Consider the following 21891-nt stretch of genomic DNA (forward strand, 5'->3'; position numbering starts at 1 on the left):
TCCGGGGCACGAAAGCCCCGGTCGATGAGTGTCCAGAGGGAGAGCCGAAGTCTCCCTTTGGTCGAGGCCGATGCCGAAACATCGGTCGTGGTCCGCGGCGCGAAAGCCCCGGTCGATGAGTGTCCAGAGGGAGAGCAGAAATCTCCCTTTGGCCGAAGCCGGTGTCGGAACACCGGTCGTGGTTCAGGGCGCGAAAGCCCTGATCGATGAGTGTCCAGAGGGAGAGCCGAAGTCTCCCTTTGGTCGTGATGCAACGGCGATACGTTGCACAATCCCTTAGCAAAGACGCCCACAAAGGCGGATGCGCTTAGGGATTCCAAGGGGGGATCGCGGGGGACTGGAAGTCCCCCCGCAAGGTGAGCGTGGTAGTACCACGCACACCTTGTGCTCACTCCGTTCGCATTTACACCTACTCTGAGTTTAGCGGGCGGGGGTTAACAAGCTGTTACTGCTGTACCACGAAGGCCCGAAGCGGTCTGCTCTGTTTAGCATCTTTCTCAACGGCTGCGCCATGGTTTTCGAGACATGCCGGGGCGTGTTGATAGACGTGTCGCGAGGAGTGCGCGAGGTCTTCGATGGGCTGGCGGCGGGAGAATGATTCCATTGCCAACAGCCGGAGACCGAAATGCCAGAATTTTTCGCCGAGTTCATGCAGGACGTGCCGCGCGGGGACAGCACCCGTTTCCTGCGTCAACAAAAGGTCCCGCAGGCGCGCTGGATGAAGCTGAGCGACATCGCCGCAAGCGCCGCCCTTGCGTACGATCCGCGCAATCCGGGCAAGAAGGTCTTGATCGGCGCTCTCGGCGATCGGCTGATTGGAATTGAGGACGATCGCCATATCCTGACCGTTGCCGGATCGCGCTCGGGGAAATCTGTTGGTCTCGTCAGCAATCTGCTGTTCTATCCAGGCAGCGTGCTTGCGACCGATCCCAAGGGCGAGCTCGCCGAAATCACGGCGCAGCGTCGGGCTGGCATGGGGCAGAAAATCTATGTCCTCGATCCCTTCCGGCATGCCTCGGAACGGATCGCCAAATACCGGGCGTCGTATAACCCGATGGACGTCCTGACCGAGGGAAGTTATACCTTCCTCGAAGACGCCGCCCTGATTGCCGAATCGCTGGTTGTCCAGGCGGCGGATCAGAAAGAACCGCATTGGGACGAAAGCGCCAAGAATTTCATTGAAGGCGTCATCATCCATGTGGCGACCGCGCCGCAGCATAAGTCGAAGCGGCATCTGGTGATGGTTCGCGAACTGATCAAAAAGGCGCTGTGGCTGCGACCGGACGATGAAGCGGACAGCGGCAAGAAAGCAAAGCGATCGCAGAAGCCAGTCCTGTTTGACGAGATGATGTACAACGCTGCCCGGCTGGAGAAGGACGAGGCAACACAGGACATCGGCAGCTCGCTAATGGCGGCGGCACTCGATTTCTACGGAAAGAGCGAGAACGAGGTGACCGGCGTGCATTCGACGGTCAACCGACATACGAAATTCCTCGATTACCCGGCCTTCCGGAACGTCCTTAAGAGCAGCGATTTTGATCTGGCCGACCTGAAGCGCAACGCGAACGGCGTCAGCATCTATCTCTGCTTTCCAGCGACGCGGGTCGAGATCTCGAAGCGCTGGATGCGCATTTTCGTTAACCAATTGCTCGATGCAATGGAGCGCGAACACACCGTCCCAGCGGTCCCGGTGCTCGCATGCCTCGACGAATTCCCGGTGCTGGGTTACATGAAGCAGCTTGAGACCGCCGCCGGGCTGATTGCCTCATTTGGCGTCAAGCTGTGGTTCGTCCTCCAGGACTGGAGCCAAGGCAAATCCCTTTATGGCGATCGATGGGAAACCTTTGCGGGCAACGCAGGAATCGTTCAATTCTTCGGCAACAACGATTTAACGACGACTGAATACATCAGCAAGCGGCTCGGCAAAACGCAGGTTGAGGTTGCCCGAGTCGGCGAAGTGGCCCAAGATCAGCAGGATAAGGGGCTATCAGGACGGTCGGAGACGGTTGAAATCTATGATCTGCTTACGCCGGACGAGATCACGCGTCAGTTCGCAAGGAGTGACCGACTACAACGGCAACTCATCCTTTGGGCCGGGCATCATCCGATGATGCTGCAGCGCGTCGTCTACCATGCCCGTAAGGGGCCGCTCGCGATTTATATGAAGCCAGCTTGACGCTATAACGAGGATTTTTCCCATGCTGGGACGCCTTTTTTTGCTGCCTCCTGTGCTTGCTTTTTTGCCAATAATGCGGCGACGGCGGCATCCAATCCCCATTCAAGAGCTATTTCCGATGCATAACGTCCCAATTTGTCCCGGATCAGATAACTACATTTTCCGCTATTAACGAGAATGCGAACGCATTCGCGTGAGCCGATCGCGACAGCGTGATGCAGGGCCGTCATGCCTTGATCGTCTTGCGCGTTCGCATCTGCCCCGACCTCCAAATAGTGCTGAAGAGATGTTGGACTGCCATCTCTAGCCGCAATGAGTGCGTGATAGCGTGTCAACTGCTTCAACATAGCTGGATCAGGCTGCATAACGATCTCCCTTTCAAAAAATAAGCGGCAAACCGCCGATTTCCGATATTTTTTCGATCATGATAGTAAAAAATGAAAAATATTATCCGTTGGACTAGGCGTTTTTTGGTGGGACAGTGAAGAAAATTGAGATTTTCTAATAGGCTTCCCCATTCTGAGGAAGTCAATTTGAGTAACGCTATCGGTTACTTCTTCAACATGCGTCTGCGCGTACACAACACGATCTTCCTTTTGTGGACCCTGCAAAAGGATGTGAAGCATATTTAACCCCGTAGTCGCAAACGCATAGCCTCTGCGGCGAGTTTTAACGATTTCACCTCGTATAAATGTCGCAGTGCCTTCGGAAAAATGCTCGCAATGCTCCTCAACTCGAAAGAACATTCCTGACTCGTCTAACGTGAAATTAAGTATCACATTCGGGATCTGATTATCTCCGCTCTTGTTTTCCCGATTCTTGTACTTCGCCGCAAAGGACCTGAGAAATTCTTGTGCCTCCTGCGTTTCATTAGCGAGGTGTGTTTTAGCGGCGAAAATATCTCGTAGTTGTTCCGGGTCTGACGTGGGGGCGTCCGAGATGATTTTTTCTTTAATCAAAAACGCCTTTATGTCTCGTAACTTATCGGGAGCCAGTACGCTGAAACCGGTAGCGAAACGCCTTAACGCTTCCGGTTTAAGTTCAGGCTCGTCACCGTCTATCGAAAACTCGTCGTCCGTCACCCCTGAGGTCATCATATTGATGACGACCGTCTCCCACGACGGATGTTTACCGCCCTCGGCTTTAGACAGGCGATAAAGGTTCAGGCCAATCCTTAAGTTTTCAATCTCCCAGTCAATGAAGGTCATCCTCTTCCTCCTTCTCTCGCACCTCAGCGCGAGGAAACCGCGAGGTTTGGGGCAGCCGCGCGCGCATACGATAAGACCGTCAATTTGGAGGTCCTATGGCACGCCTGAAATTCAAGCATCCGCTGTCCGGCAACCCTCGCACGGTTCAGTCTAAGAATCGAGACGGCACACCAACGTTTAGTATAACGCCGCGCGAGCTGACGCCGGGCGGGGCAAAGCTGGCCGACACTATCTGCGCCCTAACGGGGGCAATTCTGGCGTTGGAAAACGTTGTGGTAGCGATGAATTCGCACACCGGCACGGCGGCCATTCTGCAATCGATCATCACTTCATTCGCCTTGTACTGCGCAATCGCGTGGTCGGTCCGGCTGGCGCTGCGCCGCGAGACATCGATCCGGATGACGCCAGAGGCGATCAGCGTTCGCCACTGGCAGGGGTGGCAGCACTATGCCCGCGATCTCGAACACCGGTTCGCCTTACAAGTCCATGACAACGCGAAGCACGAACAGCAGCAGCACGAATACGAAATTAAACGAGCGTCGGCGCGAGGGCGAATCGTTCGCAGGACAGCCTATTACGGCGAGTCATTCCACATCATTCTCGTTCATGCAGGGCACCGGCAAGACCTTCTGACCGTCTACGGCCAAAAAGAGGCGACGGCGATCATCGCGCGGTTGCAGTATTGCGACCGCTGCCTTGATGAAGCAATGAGCATGGGCGGCGGGATCAAACAACGCCCTGAGGATGAATGGAACGATACACCGGGAGGGCTTGGAAATGCATAACAACCTCTATCTCGCCGCGTTGGGCGTTGGTGGTCTCGCGGCGGCATCCATTGCCCTTTCGATCGTGTATCGATTCGCGATTTGGGCGGCGCGCATGTTGGCGTCGCTCGCGCTGCAGGCAATCGATAGCGGAACCCGGTTCATGGTTCATTGCACGGTCTTCGTCTGCATGCTTGCAAGGGGCGCGGTGATCGGAACGATGTCGCTGCTGTGGGAGGTCGCGACAACGGGGGCTGTGTGGACGATATGGCCACCGGCATGCTGGGTCGGGCGGAGACTTAGATCCTTCAAGGAATATTTGAAGCTTGTGCGCCTCTACATCCGCCATGGCAAGAACAGCTTCGAAACCTTCGCCGCGTTTCGCCGCTACATGGAGGGCGAAAACGGGGAACAGCAGGAGGAGTCCGATGGCGCGACCAGCGAGCAGCGCGAGTATGAGCGCGCACTTGAAATTCTTGGCTTCGCAGAAGGTGAAGAATTTTCATTCGAAGACTTAAAACAGCGATATCGGCAATTACTCGCCGTCGTGCATCCCGACAAGGGTTTCAAAAGCAGCGTCTTTGCGCAACTGGTAAACGAAGCTGTCCTTAGGATCAAACGCGAAAGGGGATGGTCATGAAAAAGACAGTTGGTGACGCGAAGGCTTCACTCGAAGCCCTGAGACTGGAGTTCGAAGCGTTTCGGCGGGGGGTGCGAGCGGTCCCGGTTTCGAAACCGGGAGCGCCGGGTCGTCCGAAATTTGAGAACGACCTACCGGACGTTACCCTTTACTGCTCAAAAAAGATCGGTGAACGTTCGAGCTTGAGATTGAGAGTGGGGGGATCGAGCGTGGAGGTCGTTGCGGCAGAAATTGCAGCGAGGTGCTGGACTGACAGCGCCGCAGGCAAAACGGGCGGCGCACCGATACAAAAGCGTGTGCTTGAATTGAGCAGCAGTTATTGCGGTTGCCCCCATTGTGGCGGCAAGGGAATAGCCCGGTGCAGCAATTGCGGAGTCCTGGGATGCTGGTCCGATAGCGAGCAGCATCTGCGATGTGCCGTGTGTGGTCAAACGGCGGTCGTTGAACGGACAGGGATTGTGATCAGCTTGGCGTACAAGGCCGGTGAATTTAAATCTCTGCGTTCGAAACTGAAACAGGTGCGGATTAACCCCGCGAAGCGGCTCCTGCCCTCTAAGCGGACCCCTGAGGATTGATTGATCGCAGTCGATCTCTGGCGATTTTATCAGGCGAAGGAGGCGTGACATCGATATCGATATGCACGTCTCGGTACATGCGGCCTGTCTTGCGAAGGAAGCGCCGCACCCATAGACGTTTGCTTTGCTCGGCTTGCCGTTCGAGCGCGTGTCCTAAGCCGTTGATACAGTCCCACGCCCAGTCGAAGTTTCCCCGAATCGACCCTTGGCGAACGCAGAATGAGAAGAGCACTCGGCCCATGGCTTTCGCAATTGCCATCGGCGATACCCCTTCCCGTTCGAGGTCAACGACGAGCGACAGAATTGCATCTTCCGCACGCTTGCCTTGGGGGTCTGCGATTAGTTCGATCAGCGGTGGGGGCAATGGAGTCATCGCATCTTCATTTGTTCTTTGGCCTGGTGATGCCGCATGCTCGTTAGGCGGAGCCATGAGGATTGGTTGTTCTCAGTTGATCCTCGGCGATTTTGTCGGGAGGTGGCGATGCAATTTCGATTTCCGTCCATGCGTCTCGATAGAGACGACCGGTTTTCTGAAGGAAGCGACGAACCCATGCGCGCCTGTTTTTTTCGGCCTGCCATTCGAGCGCACGCCCCAACGCGTCGAGGCATTCGGACACCCAGCCGAAGCTTCCCTTAATCGAACCTTGGCGAACGCAGAATGAAAGGAGCACTCGCGCCATGGCTTTCGCAATGGTTTTTGGCGGCACCCCTTCCCGTTCGAGGCCAACGACAACGGACAGGATTGCCTCTTCGGCGCGCTTGCCTTGAGGGTCTGGGATCAGTTCGGTGAGCGCCCGGGGCAATTGGGTCATTGTGTCCTCGTTTGTTCTTCGGCCTGCTTATTCAGCTTGTCATTTTCAAGCTTCGGTTGTCCACAAAATATCGGACGGCGTCATATGAATGATGAAAGACCATCAGTTTCTCCCACGTTCAACCCGGAAGCGGATCGGCGGGCGCATGACATCGCGCGCCTTCCTGAAGACCTCAGGGACCGGGCAAAGGACATCGAACGCGAATACAAAGAGAAAAGGTCGCATCTCAAGAATCTGCAGGAACGGCAGCGCGAACAGGATGTCGAGAAAGAGCGCAAGAAGATTAGGCGCGATCGCCCGAGCAAAACTTATGAAAAAGAGAAATGGCGTATATCATCGCCCCGCCGACGTGACACTCAGGATATTGATCGCGAAGCGGAATGCGCCGTCGAAACGAGAAACGCGGAGGCGCTCGTGGCAATCGACATTCAGCGCGATGCCGATATCGACGAAGTGCTCGCACTGGCACGGGATAGAGATCCTAACGCGGCACAGGACGAGAATGCAATCGAGGCATCGAGGGAAGCGAGAAAGAGCGACCGGGGGCCGAGTCTGTACCGAGGGGGCAATCGCGATAGCGGCAATCGCGGGCGCGATCGTTAGCAATCGAGCGATTGCTGCGTTGATCGACGCGGAGGACGATCAGCCTTCGACGAGGTACATGTGGCTTCATTTGACCCATCCATATGGTATCAAACGATTGTCTGCATGCCGGATTAATTTTTTTCCATCTAGATACTCAGGCCACTCTTTAGAATGGCGGGGCGAGCAAAAACCATTCATGTATGTCATGCGGCTCCGGGTTGATGTGTTCTCCGGTGACCCGTGAACCGCAAGAAGCGACCAAAGAACCATATCGCCTGGCGACGTCGTGATGCGGCGAATTTCAAGACCCTTCAGTCCGTCGGGTAAAGAACTCCGCACAAATGTTCTGAAGTCACTCATATCCTTTTTGATTAGATTGAGTTTCCCAAATTTGTGGGAGCCGACTATGAATTCAAGAGGGGCGTTATCTTCGGTTATTTCGTCAATTGAAATTACTGTTTGTATATAAGACTTTTCTATTCCATCATACTCGATAGATTCTCTGAACATTATGTCTTGATGCCATGCGAACGAGTCTGAGTCGCCAGGAAGACGGAAATATATTTGGTTGTTGAGTTGTTTCGCTTTCTTTCCCACAAGTGTTGTGACTATTTGCGAAATGCGATTATCGGTTCGAACTTCATTTAGATGATTGTTTACAAGGCAGGGCCAAAACATTAAAGCCGGAAACGTAACGCCGTTTCTTTTGGCGGTCTGAATCTTTCCTCCCTTTTGATACTCTCGGTCCGGCGAACATTCCATCAGGGCCGTCATCGCAGCGCCGCGCATCAAGTTCACTTCATCCTGCGAGAAGACGTTTTTAATAATCGCAAAACCTTGTTTTTTTAGATCAGATTTTGCTTGTTTGAGGCTATCATCAGATATTGTCTCCATTATCTTCTCCTGTAGGCACTTAGATCAATGTTAGAGAAACAAAAGTTGCGACTCATTCAAGAGTACGTCATGCCTTCGACAGTTCCCGCGCCGTCGGACATAGCACTGCTGTTCGGAACTAGGCATGGCATAGATGACTTTTGTAGCGACACACTAGCCTTGTGGAATCGCCAGTTTTTCCGTCGGCTGATTGTCTCGGGTGGTCCCACCGGGGGGCACGCTTGTTCGGAGGCAAAAATTTTGTCAGACAAGCTCATGGCAGCGGGGATACCGGAGAATGTAATCATCTTAGAAGATCAGTCGACGAACACAGGAGAAAACGTTGTATTTTCAAAAACCTTAATCGAAGAGCGGTTTGGCGCACAGACCATTCAAAGCATCTTAGCGATCGGAAAAGTTTGTTCTGCTCGTCGATATCTAATGACTTTGGAGCGCCACTGGCCCGGCCCGAAAAAGTCGGTTCACGGCGTAAACTATTTCGGTGTACGGCTGGAAGACTGGCATACCTGCGAGGAGTTCAGGCGACGTGTGTTTTTAGAATTCGAAAAGATTCCTGAATACCTCAAGAGTGGATTTCTTCGTGAGCTGTCTTGGTTGCCAGGATATCCTCCATTAGCTGACGTACGCTAACGGTTCGCCTTAGCCTCCTCAATGTTGATCTTGCCGGGAATGAAGATAGTCGGCTGCACGCTGCGCATGCGCTGCCGCAGCGAATATTGCTCTTTTGTCGGCTATCAGTACCTTTAACCAGCTAGCCAGATAGGCTGCATGATCTTCCCGCACCTCGGACGCGATGCCGAGGTCAGCGGACAGGAACGCCGCGCCGAGTTCCGCAATCAGCTCCTCGGCGGCATAGGCCTCATCGCCGAACCGCTTGCCCAAAATACGATTGAGACGTGACGGGTGAGAGGTCCAGTGCGTCAATTCGTGCGCCTTAGTGGCGGCATAGCTCTCTGCATCGCGAAATGCATCGGCGGGCGGCAGTTGGATGAAGTCCTGCGCTGGTGCATAGAAGGCCCGGTTCCCGCCATGACGAAAAGTCGCACCGGTAGCGGCGAAGAAGGATTCGGCGTGTTGGATCAGTTGCAATGGCTCCGCTGTCGGCGCGGGAGTGACCTGATAGCCCTCGGGCAAGCCGTCGATCTGTTCAACGTTGAACACGGTGTATCCCTTCATAAAAGGCATGTCGCGTTCGATCTCCTCGCCGCTATCGTTCTCCTCGACCTTGTGAAACGTGTCGGCATAGACGACAAGCGAGCCGTGCTCGCCTTTCCGCACATGGGCTCCGAGTTCGGCGGCCTGCTTGTAAGTCATCCAGCGATTGGGCCGATAACCGTTGGCAATGGATTCGCCCCACAGCAACAAGATATTGATACCGCGATAGGGTACGCCGTTGTGACGCACCGGCAGGGTGATGCGAGATTCCGCATTACTGACGCTCCATGGTTTGAGCCACGGGCGAACGCCTTTCTGCAAGTCGGCAATGATTCTGTCGGTGACGCGGCTGTAGATGTCTTGGTGAGATGTGGCTGTGTTCATGACCCGGTTCTCCTTTTGGGCTTGGTGTGCTTGCGCTGTTGGTTGCGCATGCACGCCTGCCCGCGGGCGACGCCGGGGGTAGCAAAGTGCAAGGGCTTTCCAGCCGGAGGGGGATCACCCGTCCTGCACAAGCAGGGTGTTGTGCGCGGAAGGATGGGGAGACCGGCTGGAAAGAGCGTGAGCAATCCCTTGCATGGCGCGAGGGGCTGGCCCCTTAGAACCTGCTCTCTGACTACGGTTTTGAATTCGCGAAAGGGATCGTGACCGGATGGCCGGGACCACAGGCCCGGTGCGCGAAGCGCATAGAGCCCGGACCGCCGAAAGGCGGCTTCGCCATGTTGTGTGTCTTGTTCTTGATGCGCGCGTGAAATCGTTGCCGTGCGGCGCGTGTGTTCCTGAAGTTCGGCGCGGCCAGATGAAGGTTGATGCTCGGTCATAGCGTCTTCGTCGTTCCAGACAAAACCAAAGCGGGCCTTTTCATTTGCACGGTGGCATCGGTTCGCCTTCGTGGCCGCAAGCTGCGAGCAGCTTCTCCACTGACGTTACGCCGGGTGCAGCCAGGCAAGACGCGCTGCCTTCGTCTGCGGGCATGAAGGCCGCGAATTGGTCGTGGCCGGACGACGAAGGAGTAACGCCATGACCCGCTATTTCAACCCAACCGATCTTAAATTCCTGAGTGAACATGAGCTGCGCGCCGCATTTCGCCGCGTTTCCGACGCGATTGCGCCGAAAGATCACGCTACGGCGGATGACGCGGACGCTAACGCAGACCTTTCCGACATCAAACACGAATTGATGCGCAGGGCCACGATCCAACCAACGCCGGGACCGAAGTAAGTCCCGGCAGCGGGCAGGCGTTATGCATACGCCTCTTTGTCGTCGCCATTCTCATCCTTATACAGACGGATGCGATCGCGGATTCGTTACCACATCACTTTGGGCCCGTCACTTGACGGTGGTCAACGCACGTCGAGTGTAATTTAGTTCGCATGCGCTAAATCGCCGGAAGCTCTTGTTCCAGATGGATTGCATCCGCCGGAAAGAGACCCAGCTCCGTAATACGGCGCTGGGCCGTTGCAACGTCGTTCGAAAACAGGACGACGACGAGATCTTTCAGGGCACGCGTGCAACACACATAAAAGAGGCGTCTAGTCCTCTCGATAGTTGTCTCTTTTCCTTCGAGTCGGTTTGCCTCCTCCCGGTCAGACAGCGGCTTAATCCCCAAATACTTGTCGTAAGAAAACTGAACATGGGTGCCCTCATCGTCGTCTAGCACGACAAGAACACGATCGAATTCCGCGCCCTTGATACCTTGCTGAGTCGAGAACGGAGACTCATCGTTCACGTATGTGTAATAGCCCCAGAATTGCGATGCGGGACATGCGAGGAATGCCGCCATAGCCGAAACCTCCTTGGTCAGCTCTTCACCATCGTCCTCGTTTTCGGCTGCTTCGACGCCGTCAACCTCCTGCGGATCAGCGGCATTCGGGAGATTCAAGTAAGAGAGAATCCTAGGATCGAGATCAATTGCGCGCGACTCGTGAACATAGCGAAGAACGTCCTCATTGGTTGCGTTCGAGGCGGGCTCCATCATTTCTTGGATGCGCAGGCTGATTCGGCGGACATCGCCAAGCCGTTCCGCGACGTTGGCACCCTTGAGGGTCTCGCGGCGAAGGAGCGGAGACTGGCTCCGGATAATCTGCATCACCTCGAATTCGCTGCCGTTCTTACCCGCATTCGCAAGTGGCAAAACAAAATTATGGAAGGGCCGCACCGGCCATGCGGTTCCGTCGAGGAATCCGTTCTTGAACGTATCTGGAGCTCTGTCATTGAGAGCCGCATACAAATCACCAAAGCCTAGGCGTTTGGCTGCCATGCGGTGGACGATGACAAGGAGCTTTACGGCGTCGTTATTCTTGTTCGGAGTCCACTCGGGATCGCCATTACGGGCTGCTGCCCAGGCGCGTACCTGAGCGATTCGCTCATCCCGTCTTTCATCGATGGGTAGCACGAAGAGATGCGCGCTACCCGGTACGCTGACCGGCGCTTCGTCCGGCCCTGCCATCCGGCCACGCGTTTGAACCAGGCCGTCTCCATCTCGCCGGATCGCGTTAGCGACGCTAAGCACAGTCGCAGGGCAGCGGAAGTTTTCCGGCTTCGTGATGCTGGCCCAGCCTGGTCTCGGCGAAATCGAGCCGATACCAGCCAGGTAAATGCGCTGCATCGGGTCGCCAAAGAAACCAAGACAAAACCGATCTCCAAACTGCTCATCAACTGCCTTAAGGGCCGTTACGATGTTCTCCATCGTATCCTGACTCTCGTCAACAAAGAGAAACGGATACTGCTGAGCGAGGAGACTTCGCATCAGGGGCCGCTCTGTGATTAGTTCCGGCACCATCTTGATGATGTCGTCGTGACCGAGAATACCCTTTGCATAGTCGCTACCCGTTCCGTACGTGAAAGAGCGGACGCGGCTTATACGTCCCCGCAGCTCTTCATAGCGGGCAATGTCACTTCGGTTTTTATCGCGTGTTCGCTGCTGTACGCGAGGTCCGAAATTTGCGGCTGTCGTCCGAAGATCGACCAGCTTGTTGTCAATTCGGCTTGCGACCCATCCTTGGATATCAGCTTGAAACGATCGAACCAGCGACCAGAGGAAGCTGTGAATTGTCGAAACGTGGACAAGAGGATTGTTTCCGACATCCGCCCAAATTTCTCCCGCTGCGACTTCCGTGTAAGTGATGCATGCGACCTTCTGGCGACGAAGCTTTAGCTTATCGCCATGCTTGCTGAGTATTTCGGAAAGCCCTTTAATCAGGGAAGTGGTTTTGCCCGAGCCAGCTCCTGCGATCATCATAAAGCTACGCGGGGGCGACGAGTTCAGACAGTCGTAAAGTTCGCGGTCGGCCTGCGTGTCCTTTTGCTGAGCACGGCTTGTCATTCGGCCGCCTCCGGGACTACCGGTACATCAGTAGCCGCAGCCGCTGCTGCGGGCTCGGATACCTCTGGAAGCGTCACCGGCAACTCGATGCTGACCTCACTGGAGAGCCAATGCAAACCGGATTTGATGTAAAGAGGCACGTTCCAGCTTGCTGGCGGCTCCGTTAGAACACCCAAGGCGAACTTGGTTTTATCGAACGACTTACCATTGACCCGTTTGTGAAGGCCAGCCGCGAGATCCCCGGGGGTAGCTGCGTTTCCACGAAGCTTAAGGCCAAGGTGTCGCTGGGTCGTTGCCTGACACCATTCGGCGTTCTCCAGCCCAAAGGCCTCTTCGAGTGTTCTGCCGCACAGGTTTGCCGTCGTGCCATTCCAAGTCACATTCGTGGGAATCTGATACGCCACACGGACGCGCACACCATTCCCACCTTCTCCCTGATGAAGCTTGTCTTCGTCTGTAGCAGCAAGTAACTCGGCGACGGTCTGCTTTTTGGGAAGCCACTGAATCAGAGTTTGGTTTGAAGTGAGTGCATCGGCTTCGGAGGGCAAACACGCCTTACCGGACTTCTTGACCGGAGGTTGATCTGCTTCCGCGCTCGGAACTTCAAATTCTGTATCGTCGTCCTCATCTTGCTCAACAGCAGCAACGAGTTTCACGCTGTCCAGATCTGTAATCACAAGCGCAACGATGCCGAGGAATTCAATGAGAGATTTAAAGCGGTGACCAAATGCTCCGCCTACCTCCAAGATCGACAGGCATGCCGACCGTAGCGAAGCCGCTTCCTTTTCAATCATCATAGGAAGCAGAAGCCGTTCGACATTACCCTCGACAAGAATGACCGCGTCCGAAAAGAATAGGTCACAGTGCGTTAGCTTCAGATACCGTTGCAGGAACTCGCGCTCGATCGGCGTCTGGTTGTAAAACGCAGAAAGATTCAAGACTTCCGTTGTCTGTTCGCCGGTAGCATTCTTTCGGCGGAAATACCGGATAGGCTTGAAGCCGCGTTCATAGAGGATATGGGGAGAGTGTGTTGTCACGACCATCTGACTCTGGAAAGCGCCGCCGTCTTCGTCGCTGGCCTTCACAAGGTCGAGGATGTTCCGAATGAAAACCTGCTGAAGCTGGGCGTGGAGATGCGCCTCGGGCTCTTCGATAAATATCAGATGCAGCGGAGCACGTTGCTCCTCGTCTGCGACCCACCTGGCGTGAAGGTCGAGTATTTCGACCACCATATAGATAAGGTTCTTGAAACCCAAGCCGTTGTATGTGTCGGGCAGTCGTAGAGCATCGTCGCCATCACCAAGCACATAGTGCACGCGAGTGTCCTGGCTGTTCATAATCGAAGCCGGATTGAGCGCGGACTTGATCTCAAGTCTTGGGTTATGAAGACCCGGATAACCGAGACCTGAGAGGCGGGTGAGCGTGTTTTTAAACACGTCAGCCAAGTGTTCGTTGAGACCGGCCTCCGAATCAAACAACGCTCGTAGTGCCCGATGATCTTCCTGTCGTTGATCTAGATTCCGTTTGTAGAATCTGCTCAGGCGCTTTGAGAGATCCTCGGATCGACCCGCGCCTGTCGCCGTCCCCGACGCCGGATCTGCCAAATGACGTTGGGCGCTCAGATTATCGACCTTGATAAGGGATCTCAGGATCGCTGCGCCGCCGGGGTCTTTGCCCAGCAGTAGAGGTTCGTATCCTTCCACAGACCTGTGCCGGTCATCGAATTGGGCACGGTCGAGGACGTAATACTTGAACTCAAATTCGTTTAAGAGTTCATTTGTGAGGTAATCGGTCAGGCTCCTAGGCCACGGGACGTATTTCTCATTTTCCCGTGCCTCCAGCGCTGCCGCCTTCGCTTGCGCATCATCGCGAACTGAGCGATATTTTGCGAGAAGCTCTGCAGCGTTCTGCGCTGCAAACTCTATCCGTATGCCGACTTGTGTTCCTTCCCATGCGGAGCTTGGCAAAAGCGGTATCACTAGATAAAGATCATTTGCCATCACGTCGAACCAAAGATCGAGCGCGATCGAGGGCAGCTCCGCAGTCTCCGCAGCATCCTCGGGAAGCTCGCCTGCCGCATCGAATGCGCTCCAGCAGACGGAGCTAAAATCGTAAAGGGAGAATTTATCCTTCGATCCGGATACGAACGCGGAAAGAGCCTGCGTAGCAGACGTTTTTCCGCTGTTGTTCGCTCCTACGAAAATCGAAATATCAGAGGCAAGCTCAATGTGAACATCTCGCAAGCGCCGGTAGTTTCGTATGCTATATGAGTGGAGATGCACGTCTTGCCCCGATCCGGTTAAAGTTAATCTCTATTGCGAACGAAGGAATCGCCCGATCTACTGCGTGACTGGACCATGTCCTTATCCAGTCTGCGTAAAGCGCGCCATCAAGCCGCTGAGCGTGGCGCTCCCGATAATCTGATCATCACCGATTAGCGCGTATGACCAAGGCTTGCCGCCAGACTCTGTTGCGTGTTGCGTTGCCGCTTTACACCATTTCGTCGCCGCCTTCGCTTTCGCTTGAACAATAGGGTCAGCGAGCTCTGTCCTGCTTTTGACCTCGCAAATCATCACGGCGTCGTGCGTCTCAACGACAAAGTCGGGTTCATAGTTGTCACCCGCGCGATATTCGATCTGGAACTGCGCGCGTCCCGGCTTTAGCCATTTCTCGACAATCGGATCAGCGTCGATGAGAACGGCGAAGCGGCGCTCAGGGTCGGAATCAAACTTCTGTAGGGAGTAACAGCATTTCTTGAAGCCGCCGAAGACTTGACGCTTCGTGTCCGACACTGGCGATACCTGTTGACGAAAATCCCGGACCCGCTGGCCTGGAACAATGTTGAATGGTTGCGGCTGGAGGAGGGTGAATCCGCGCGTTACACGAACTTCGTAGTCGTCTTCTTCGAGCGGCGTTTCGACGTAATTCTGCATCATCTGGGCGAAGATGAAATCAGCGAGCTGCCGACCATTTCGCAGCAGAACATTCTCGGCGTCAGCCCTGGTTTCCAGATACGACCCGATGCGCGCGACGATTTGACCCGCGAGTTTGTAGAGAAGATCGGCATGGGCGTCGTAATCGATCTCATTGCGCTCGATCAGGAAACGGACCAGATAATCTTCAAGACGCTCCTCACGCGGATCGTCTACGGTCTTTGCCAGATAGGTCCTGACCTCGGTCCGCAAGCTTTGGATGATCAACCCGTCATCGATTGGCCGGACATTGATCGTCGAAAGGTCTTTTAGGTCAAAATCTGCGAACTGGAACGTGGTTCGCCGCTTCGGAAGCACCAAAATCTGTGGGATGGAAAGCGTTCGCGCGGCCACGGTCTGAGTGACCGCCTCAACGATCTCTTCGACGCGAGTCGCGGGGACAATTCCCTCCAGTGTGCTCTGTGCGGGCCGTACGATTTCCTGCACCGCCTCAGCGATCTGACGCTGTACATCAGGCGATCGCAGTTCTCCGGCGTTGCCAAGTTTCCGTTCAAAGCGCCGAATCACTTCGAGGGTTACTTCGGCAGTCCGCGTTTCCTCGGGCGTTTCGAGCGTAAGAATCGGCGCATCCGCTGTTTCAAGACCAGGCAGTGAGGGGCTACCGCCGGTGATCATGATCTCGGCGATGGACGGTGCGGTCACAAGTGTCGCTCCACCGGATGACACGTCGCATCCATCGCCAATTTCAATGTGCTTCATGACGATCGAGCCAGGCTCTCTCGCTTTCTGAATAATCTCGTCGAAGCGGTCGTGCGCAATAACCGTCAGCCGATCTACAGCCGCAAAATCTTCTTCGTCACGGTGAGTCACGCGTTCGCCGTAGGGCAGGCGCAAACCGCGTCCAAGAGTCTGTTCCGTGAGAATGTCCGATGCTGATGCTCTGAGCGGCACAATCGTGTACAGGTTGGTAACGTCCCAACCTTCCTTAAGCTTGTTGACGTGAATGACGATGTCGGTGCGATCGTCGTGCTCCAGTGCCACCAGCCGCTGCGTTGCATCTTCGCTTTCTTCGCCTTTCAGGGCCGAATGCACCTCAGCGACCTTGTCTTTGAATCGACCGCGAAAGAAATCATCCGACTCAATATAGGTACGCAGGCGTCGTGCGTGATCCGTATCCTGCGCGACGACGAGAATAAATGGATGAACTTTAGGCCGTCCCGTTACGCGGTGATAACGGTCAAGCTCGACGGCGACGTGATCATGATTGTGAACGGCGTCCTCAAGTTTGATCCGTTCAAGGCGCTCTTCGGAAACAGATTTCGGATCGAAATCCTTGCGGGTCGCGACGGCAGGCTCTTTCACGAACCCGTCCGCCATCGCCTGCCCAAGGCTGTAACTATAGATAACGTTCCGGAACGATGCCGAACGCGCGCCGACGGTCTTCGGCGTTGCGGTCAACTCAAGCCCAAGGATCGGTTTCAGTCCGTCGATCGCTTTCGCGCCTGCGCTCGCGCGATAGCGATGTGCCTCGTCCATGACTAAAACGAGATCGTCGAGCCCGGCGAGGTAGTCGTAGTAGCTCTCGCCAATCGTCTCTTGCAGTTTCTTCATCTTGGGGCTGCCGCGCGGCCCCTCTTCCTTGTTGATCTTGTCGATGTTAAAGATGTTGATATGCACGTCGCTACCGAACAGATCGGAAGCGCGACCATCCGCGAGGCGCACCCCTCGGCCACTGTCATAGTTGTCGCCCGTGATGATGAGGGGCGGATTGGTCGTAAATTCAGCGATCCCCTTGAACACGTATTTGGGGTGGCCCGGGGTGAAATCGTTAATCAGCTTCTGATAGATAGTGGTGTTCGGCGCGAGGACGAAAAAATGCCTGCTTTTCCCAGTAAGGTACAGATAAGCGATGAACGCGCCCATGAGCCGCGTCTTGCCCACGCCTGTAGCAAGAGCGAAGCATAGTGATGGAAAATCTCTTTCGAAGTCCTCAAACGTCGGCCACTTCTCGCGGATGACGGCAAGTGCCCGACCGTCGGCAATGTCCTTCTTCAACGGGACGCATTCTAGTACCTCGGCCAGGATTTCCAGAGAATCAACTTGAGGTGAGCGGAGAGATAGTCGCTGGGTGATACTGTGCAGTTCGCGATTCATTATCAACGTTATTCCTTTTCTGCAAACAAGTCCGCCTGTGTCCTTGACGCCGATTTTGACGAAGGAGTGCTGCTCAGATCCGTTGTAGCCGCCGGGAGGCTGCGGACTGTCAGACTGTAGTCATCCGTGCCCCACTCGCACTTCCTGAGGACGGCCAGCGGAATCTTCTTTATGGTCAAATTAGCAAACGAGTCAGCTTTGGCGTTGAACGCTTTGCAGCAAACAAGCAGACTTCGCTCCTCACCGACTTCTTCAGAAAGCGCCCGCAACTGATCTTGCGATAGGCTCTGCGTAGTCACGTAGATGAAATCCCGCTCCGACGAATAGCCGTGCATCCAGTACAGTTGTTCGCTTGGCGCATAGGTGAATCCCATGAGCTTGCACACTGCTTCCGCCAACATGGCCGGATTGTATTCTGATTGAATGACCCAATTTCCCCACTTGTCCTTTTCGAGTAGCGACGGTGCAAGGCGATAATATTTAAACCCTCCGCCTCCCCGCCATTGGGTCGCCCGAGTAATCCCAGCGGTATCCTCCCCATCGATAACTCGCTTCATCCGGGGAATGATATGCGTATGGCAGTGCTCACCGAGCTCTATCATGATCCACCGACGCGTCATTTTCTGCGCCACAGCGCCGGTTGTGCCGGAACCTGCGAACGAGTCCAACACCCAGTCGCCGGGATCAGTGCAAAGCTCCAAGATTTTTTGAAGTAAAGCTTCCGGTTTTTTTCCCTTTGGAAATTGGACACCGCCTTCCTTGGTGAGATTGTTTAGGGGAAATCCCTCCCAATAGGTTCCAGTCTTCTCTAGCTTAAGTAGCCTGTCACCGCGCTTTACAGCGACATCACTTAGCCACGCTATCAGATCGCAATTATTTCCCTTGTAGTATAAGGTGACCTTTTGCCCCTTTCTACGACCGGATCTAGGGATATACTCAATGCTAAAGAAGTCCCCCTTGCCAGCGGTTGCCTCCATGACGCGAGTTCGAATCGAACTCTGTGCATTAGTATCTCTAAATACTTTGTCAAAGTATTTCTTATAACATTGCTCTTCGGTGATCCCTTCTTCGGCGGCAAGCGCGGTTATCGGTTTCATTACGACGTTGCGATGTGCGTATATATCTATCGCCTCACCGCTGCCATCAGTAATCGTTTGAAGAAATTGACGTTCGCCGAAGCTTATCAAAACCCGAGTATATTTCCAGCTTTTGCCCTCCTGTTTCATTCCATCTATGACCTCGAACAAATCCTCCTCGTCATAGACATCGTTGAATTTTTGGAAGCCGCCGTCACCATCTTTATCTTTGGCGTAGATGAGCAGATGTTCGGTGTTTTTCTTAAGCCTTTTGTCCTCTCCTCCGCCAGACGCACCCGCAGTCTGCTTCATGCGTACGCTCACATGATTCAGAAAATTGCTGCGCCCGAATACCTCGTCCAATAATATCTTTGCATATGCCATCTCATCGTCGTTGAGCTGGCACAGGAAGACACCATCTTTCTTGAGTAGTTTCCTCAAAATTTCGAGTCGCTCCCTCATTAGAGAGAGCCATATCGAATGTTCGAGACCATCGTCGTAATGCTCCATCGCTTGGCCGGTGTTATACGGCGGGTCGATATAGATGCATTTTATTTCTTCGGCAAACTCCTGCTCAAGGGATTTTAAGGCAAGCAAGTTGTCGCCGAAGATCAGGCGGTTGTCAAAAATATCATCATCTGTCACGCGTTGCTGCGCGTGATAGTTCAAGGATGGGTCCTCGACTAGGATGCGAGGTTCCAGTTGCGGGCGATTATCCTTACCGATCCACGTCAGTTCGAGGCGCTGTTTCCTGCTCATACAACCTCCCATCGCACCGTGAACAGTGGCGTCATTACAGGTGCGATTTTCAAGCTATCCTGTATTTGATCCAACATGGATTCCACTTCTGCACGTATCTCTGCTTTTCGATCAAAGAAGGCAGCCTTCATTTTGTCCCGCTTTCCTTCCAGCGCGCTGATACGCCGTTTTTCGGCCAATTTTTCATTCATTGCTAGATTTGATCCTCGTAGTGCTTTCTTTGCTGCTTTGATCTCGGTATCCATTGCCTTTACGTCGGCTTCGAATGCTCGTTCAAGGTCGTCCGCGTAGGCATCAAGCTTCTCGCCTTCTTCTTCTAGCCAAGCGTTGTTCTGCTCCTCCGCAAGAGCAAGGAGACTCACGCGTCTTGACACTTCAACCGCATCAAGCGTGGCAAGGGGAGGCTCCTCTGATACTTGACCGATATCGCGTGCGGGAACTGAAAAAAGCCGTTCGATCGTCTCGGCATGCGGAGCGTCCCCTTGGTCGGCGATGATAGACAGGACAAGATATTCTCGGGTCACGGCTGCAGTATTGACCTGCAGTTTTGCCGCCCGAAGCCAGCCTTTTGACCCACGTAGCAATTCGACATCAGCCAGTCTCCCTGGATAGGCGGACAGATCAAATTGAAGATGACTCGTGTCTGGAAATTGGCGGTTTTTCGCACTGGCGATCACTTCCTGTGCCAAGGTGCCTTCAGTCAGCCGAAAGAACTGCCATCCGCGTTCATCCGCCATCGGCCATTCGGTGGTGTATGTGTGACCGCTGAAATCGAATCGGCGCTCGTCATCGGTATGAAATTGCGCCTCTGGGAGTTCCGCCCGAGCGATTCGCAGGAGGTCGCGATCGAACTCGGAAAGGTGCTTCCGGATTTCACCGTCTCTGCTTTTGAGTTGCCTCGTTACCTTCTCGTCCACGTTCTCCAGTAAGCGTTTGCGCGCATCGAGCACCTGCTCGCTGATTTGCTCCTGAAGATCGGTTTGGAGCTGGTCAAATGCGGCGTTAATAGCATCTTCGTTGCGGGCGCTTTGTACGATTTCGAGAATGCGTCGTTCGATATCGACACCTCTCTCGATGGCACCCAAGACTTCGTCGCTAGCGCCGAATACGCCGTCGAACAGCCTGAATTTCTGGTCAAGCAACTCGAAGACGCGTCGTTCGGCTTGGTTTTTAAGGTTCAGGAAATTAACCACGGTTACGTCAATCTTCTGCCCGTATCGATGACAGCGCCCGATGCGCTGTTCGACCCGCTGAGGATTCCACGGCAAGTCAAAATTGACGACCAATGAACAGAATTGAAGGTTGATACCTTCAGCGCCGGACTCCGTCGCGATGAGAATGGATTTTTGGTCGCGAAAAGCTTCGACGACCGCCGCTTTCATGTCTGCGGTCTTGGAACCGGAAACCACGTCGGAATCTTTATGACGGGCGAGCCACTCGCGATACATCGCGGCGCTGGCCGGATCGTTGTTCTGGCCATTGAGCAGCACGATCTCATTTCCGTATCCGCTGACGGACAGCAGATCGGCTAGATAGCGCTGAGTCCGGACCGACTCTGTAAAGATCACGGCCTTCCGCAAGCCACCCTTGGAGGCGATTTCGTCCAGAGCACCCGCGAGCGAATTTACAAGTTTGCTCCCCTTGGCGTTCTCCCCGATCGCCAAGGCAAGGGCGCGGTACTCTTCGAGTTCTGAAATCTCGGCGGCGAGTTTGGCCGGATCAATTTCGTCGGCTTCGGCGTCGTCCTCGTCGAACTCTTCGGCAGAATCATCGATTGCGTCGTAGTCAATGAGGTTTTCGATCGATGGCCGCTCTTTTTCGCGCAAGCGCTCGATGATCTTGGCCAATGTTTCCGACAGTGCAAAAGTCGATGAACCAAGGATCTTCCGCACGACCAGTGTGACCAGCGCATTAGGTCTGTCGCCGAACGCGATGGTGCCGGGTCGTTGCAGGTACGACGACACGGATTCGTAAAGCCGGGCCTCATTGTCGGACGGTTCGAACGACAATGTCAGCGGGCAACGCGCTGTGTATTTGATCAGGCCTGCTTGCTGCACCTGGCGGCGCAACGTTCGCTTACAGATCGATTCAAGGCGTTTGCGCAGAAAAAGGAAACCGTTGCTTGAGGCACTGCCACTAACATAAGAAGCGCGGAAGCTGTTTTCGTCGCCGAAGAAATGCTCGTCGATCACGGACACCAAGCCATACAGTTCCATCAGTGAGTTTTGCAGAGGTGTCGCCGTCAGCAATATCTTGAAATGATCAGCAGTCGCTTCACGCAGCCGCTTTGCACGGAGCCCGGTGCCTTGCTTGTAGACGTTTCGGAGCCTATGCGCTTCGTCGTAAATGACAAGGTCCCATTTCACGTACGCGATGTCTTCGGATTTTGTGGCGGCAAACTCATAGGACGTGATCAGAACGGTGTCGGCTATATCGAAAGGGCGGTTGTTCCCATTCTTCTTCGCTGCGTTATAGCTTTTGCTCTCGATAATTGTCGATGGCAGCGAGAATTTTTCAAGTAATTCCTGGCTCCATTGCTTCCGCAGCGATGCAGGTACGATCAGCAAGATCCTGCGCCGCCGTTCCGCCCAACGCTGCGCAATGACGAGACTTGCCTCGATCGTCTTGCCGAGCCCGACCTCGTCGGCGAGCACAACGCCTTTCGACAGCGGCGAGGACAATGCGAAGAGCGCCGCGTCCACCTGGTGCGGGTTCATATCGACTCGCGCAGTGGAGAGCGATTGCGCCAACGCCTCGTCGCCAACACCTTCTAACGTTATGCGATGCGCGAAAAAACTACTCTGGTGCGGCGTGAACGTAAATGTCGTCGTCATT

General features: G+C 54.5%; 17 protein-coding genes. 6 read left to right on the forward strand and 11 right to left on the reverse strand.

The window, feature by feature from the left end:
- Positions 1-625: 625 nt before the first annotated feature.
- A complete protein-coding gene (locus ABH944_RS26525) occupies positions 626-2176 on the forward strand; it encodes a type IV secretory system conjugative DNA transfer family protein (protein ID WP_404610245.1) in 1551 nt (516 codons plus the stop codon).
- 2 nt (positions 2177-2178) lie between these two features.
- Here the strand turns inward: ABH944_RS26525 and ABH944_RS26530 are convergent, their stop codons facing one another.
- The gene (locus tag ABH944_RS26530; RefSeq protein WP_404610244.1) at positions 2179-2541 is read right to left on the reverse strand and encodes an ankyrin repeat domain-containing protein; all 363 of its coding nucleotides are present in this window, start codon (positions 2539-2541) and stop codon (positions 2179-2181) included.
- Positions 2542-2598: 57 nt separating this feature from the next.
- Entirely contained in the window at positions 2599-3384 is a 786-nt protein-coding gene (locus ABH944_RS26535; RefSeq protein ID WP_404610243.1) for a hypothetical protein, read from the reverse strand.
- Positions 3385-3479: 95 nt separating this feature from the next.
- Between ABH944_RS26535 and ABH944_RS26540 the strand changes: the two genes are divergently transcribed.
- Positions 3480-4169: a hypothetical protein gene (locus ABH944_RS26540; RefSeq protein ID WP_404610242.1), complete on the forward strand. Its 690-nt coding sequence runs from the start codon at positions 3480-3482 to the stop codon at positions 4167-4169.
- 94 nt (positions 4170-4263) lie between these two features.
- Positions 4264-4788 carry a J domain-containing protein gene (locus ABH944_RS26545; protein WP_404610241.1) on the forward strand — a complete coding sequence of 175 codons (525 nt, stop codon included), beginning with the start codon at positions 4264-4266 and terminating at the stop codon, positions 4786-4788.
- 552 nt (positions 4789-5340) lie between these two features.
- Here ABH944_RS26545 and ABH944_RS26550 read toward each other — a convergent pair.
- Entirely contained in the window at positions 5341-5736 is a 396-nt protein-coding gene (locus ABH944_RS26550) for a hypothetical protein (RefSeq protein ID WP_404610240.1), read from the reverse strand.
- A gap of 43 nt (positions 5737-5779) precedes the next feature.
- Positions 5780-6175: a hypothetical protein gene (locus tag ABH944_RS26555; RefSeq protein ID WP_404610239.1), complete on the reverse strand. Its 396-nt coding sequence runs from the start codon at positions 6173-6175 to the stop codon at positions 5780-5782.
- 84 nt (positions 6176-6259) lie between these two features.
- On the opposite strand from ABH944_RS26555, the gene ABH944_RS26560 reads away from it, so the two are divergent.
- Complete coding sequence (locus ABH944_RS26560) at positions 6260-6778, forward strand: hypothetical protein (protein ID WP_404610238.1); 519 nt, start codon at positions 6260-6262, stop codon at positions 6776-6778.
- Between the two features lie 66 nt (positions 6779-6844).
- Here the strand turns inward: ABH944_RS26560 and ABH944_RS26565 are convergent, their stop codons facing one another.
- Positions 6845-7654 (reverse strand): phytanoyl-CoA dioxygenase family protein, encoded by an 810-nt coding sequence (locus ABH944_RS26565; protein ID WP_404610237.1) that lies wholly within the window; start codon positions 7652-7654, stop codon positions 6845-6847.
- Positions 7655-7681: 27 nt separating this feature from the next.
- Between ABH944_RS26565 and ABH944_RS26570 the strand changes: the two genes are divergently transcribed.
- Positions 7682-8284 (forward strand): YdcF family protein, encoded by a 603-nt coding sequence (locus tag ABH944_RS26570; protein ID WP_404610236.1) that lies wholly within the window; start codon positions 7682-7684, stop codon positions 8282-8284.
- Between the two features lie 18 nt (positions 8285-8302).
- Here the strand turns inward: ABH944_RS26570 and ABH944_RS26575 are convergent, their stop codons facing one another.
- The gene (locus ABH944_RS26575) at positions 8303-9193 is read right to left on the reverse strand and encodes an ArdC family protein (protein WP_404610235.1); all 891 of its coding nucleotides are present in this window, start codon (positions 9191-9193) and stop codon (positions 8303-8305) included.
- Between the two features lie 636 nt (positions 9194-9829).
- On the opposite strand from ABH944_RS26575, the gene ABH944_RS26580 reads away from it, so the two are divergent.
- A complete protein-coding gene (locus tag ABH944_RS26580; RefSeq protein ID WP_404610234.1) occupies positions 9830-10030 on the forward strand; it encodes a hypothetical protein in 201 nt (66 codons plus the stop codon).
- 157 nt (positions 10031-10187) lie between these two features.
- Here ABH944_RS26580 and ABH944_RS26585 read toward each other — a convergent pair whose 3' ends face one another.
- The 5 genes from ABH944_RS26585 to ABH944_RS26605 all read right to left on the reverse strand — a co-directional run bounded on the left by ABH944_RS26585 (position 10188) and on the right by ABH944_RS26605 (position 21890).
- Positions 10188-12134 (reverse strand): UvrD-helicase domain-containing protein, encoded by a 1947-nt coding sequence (locus tag ABH944_RS26585; protein WP_404610233.1) that lies wholly within the window; start codon positions 12132-12134, stop codon positions 10188-10190.
- Positions 12131-14416 (reverse strand): ATP-dependent nuclease, encoded by a 2286-nt coding sequence (locus ABH944_RS26590; RefSeq protein ID WP_404610232.1) that lies wholly within the window; start codon positions 14414-14416, stop codon positions 12131-12133. The genes ABH944_RS26585 and ABH944_RS26590 overlap by 4 nt, the downstream gene beginning before the upstream one ends.
- Positions 14417-14497: 81 nt before the next feature.
- Positions 14498-17221, reverse strand: a complete 2724-nt coding sequence (locus ABH944_RS26595) for a DEAD/DEAH box helicase family protein (protein WP_404610231.1) — start codon at positions 17219-17221, stop codon at positions 14498-14500.
- A gap of 8 nt (positions 17222-17229) precedes the next feature.
- Complete coding sequence (locus tag ABH944_RS26600) at positions 17230-19056, reverse strand: site-specific DNA-methyltransferase (RefSeq protein ID WP_404610230.1); 1827 nt, start codon at positions 19054-19056, stop codon at positions 17230-17232.
- Positions 19053-21890 carry an SNF2-related protein gene (locus tag ABH944_RS26605; protein WP_404610229.1) on the reverse strand — a complete coding sequence of 946 codons (2838 nt, stop codon included), beginning with the start codon at positions 21888-21890 and terminating at the stop codon, positions 19053-19055. Before ABH944_RS26605 ends, ABH944_RS26600 begins: the two co-directional genes overlap by 4 nt.
- Position 21891 lies beyond the last annotated feature (1 nt).

The sequence above is a fragment of the Caballeronia udeis genome, assembly GCF_044909315.1.
Taxonomy (GTDB): domain Bacteria; phylum Pseudomonadota; class Gammaproteobacteria; order Burkholderiales; family Burkholderiaceae; genus Caballeronia; species Caballeronia udeis_A.

Excerpts from the sequence above, each read along its gene's own strand:
- ABH944_RS26540 (WP_404610242.1), top strand. The coding sequence starts at position 3,480 with ATGGCACGCCTGAAATTCAAGCATCCGCTGTCCGGCAACCCTCGCACG.
- ABH944_RS26555 (WP_404610239.1), bottom strand. The coding sequence starts at position 6,175 with ATGACCCAATTGCCCCGGGCGCTCACCGAACTGATCCCAGACCCTCAA.
- ABH944_RS26535 (WP_404610243.1), bottom strand. The coding sequence starts at position 3,384 with ATGACCTTCATTGACTGGGAGATTGAAAACTTAAGGATTGGCCTGAAC.
- ABH944_RS26570 (WP_404610236.1), top strand. The coding sequence starts at position 7,682 with ATGTTAGAGAAACAAAAGTTGCGACTCATTCAAGAGTACGTCATGCCT.
- ABH944_RS26530 (WP_404610244.1), bottom strand. The coding sequence starts at position 2,541 with ATGCAGCCTGATCCAGCTATGTTGAAGCAGTTGACACGCTATCACGCA.
- ABH944_RS26525 (WP_404610245.1), top strand. The coding sequence starts at position 626 with ATGCCAGAATTTTTCGCCGAGTTCATGCAGGACGTGCCGCGCGGGGAC.
- ABH944_RS26585 (WP_404610233.1), bottom strand. The coding sequence starts at position 12,134 with ATGACAAGCCGTGCTCAGCAAAAGGACACGCAGGCCGACCGCGAACTT.
- ABH944_RS26580 (WP_404610234.1), top strand. The coding sequence starts at position 9,830 with ATGACCCGCTATTTCAACCCAACCGATCTTAAATTCCTGAGTGAACAT.
- ABH944_RS26560 (WP_404610238.1), top strand. The coding sequence starts at position 6,260 with ATGAATGATGAAAGACCATCAGTTTCTCCCACGTTCAACCCGGAAGCG.
- ABH944_RS26595 (WP_404610231.1), bottom strand. The coding sequence starts at position 17,221 with ATGAATCGCGAACTGCACAGTATCACCCAGCGACTATCTCTCCGCTCA.
- ABH944_RS26575 (WP_404610235.1), bottom strand. The coding sequence starts at position 9,193 with ATGAACACAGCCACATCTCACCAAGACATCTACAGCCGCGTCACCGAC.
- ABH944_RS26550 (WP_404610240.1), bottom strand. The coding sequence starts at position 5,736 with ATGACTCCATTGCCCCCACCGCTGATCGAACTAATCGCAGACCCCCAA.
- ABH944_RS26545 (WP_404610241.1), top strand. The coding sequence starts at position 4,264 with ATGTTGGCGTCGCTCGCGCTGCAGGCAATCGATAGCGGAACCCGGTTC.
- ABH944_RS26605 (WP_404610229.1), bottom strand. The coding sequence starts at position 21,890 with ATGACGACGACATTTACGTTCACGCCGCACCAGAGTAGTTTTTTCGCG.
- ABH944_RS26565 (WP_404610237.1), bottom strand. The coding sequence starts at position 7,654 with ATGGAGACAATATCTGATGATAGCCTCAAACAAGCAAAATCTGATCTA.
- ABH944_RS26600 (WP_404610230.1), bottom strand. The coding sequence starts at position 19,056 with ATGAGCAGGAAACAGCGCCTCGAACTGACGTGGATCGGTAAGGATAAT.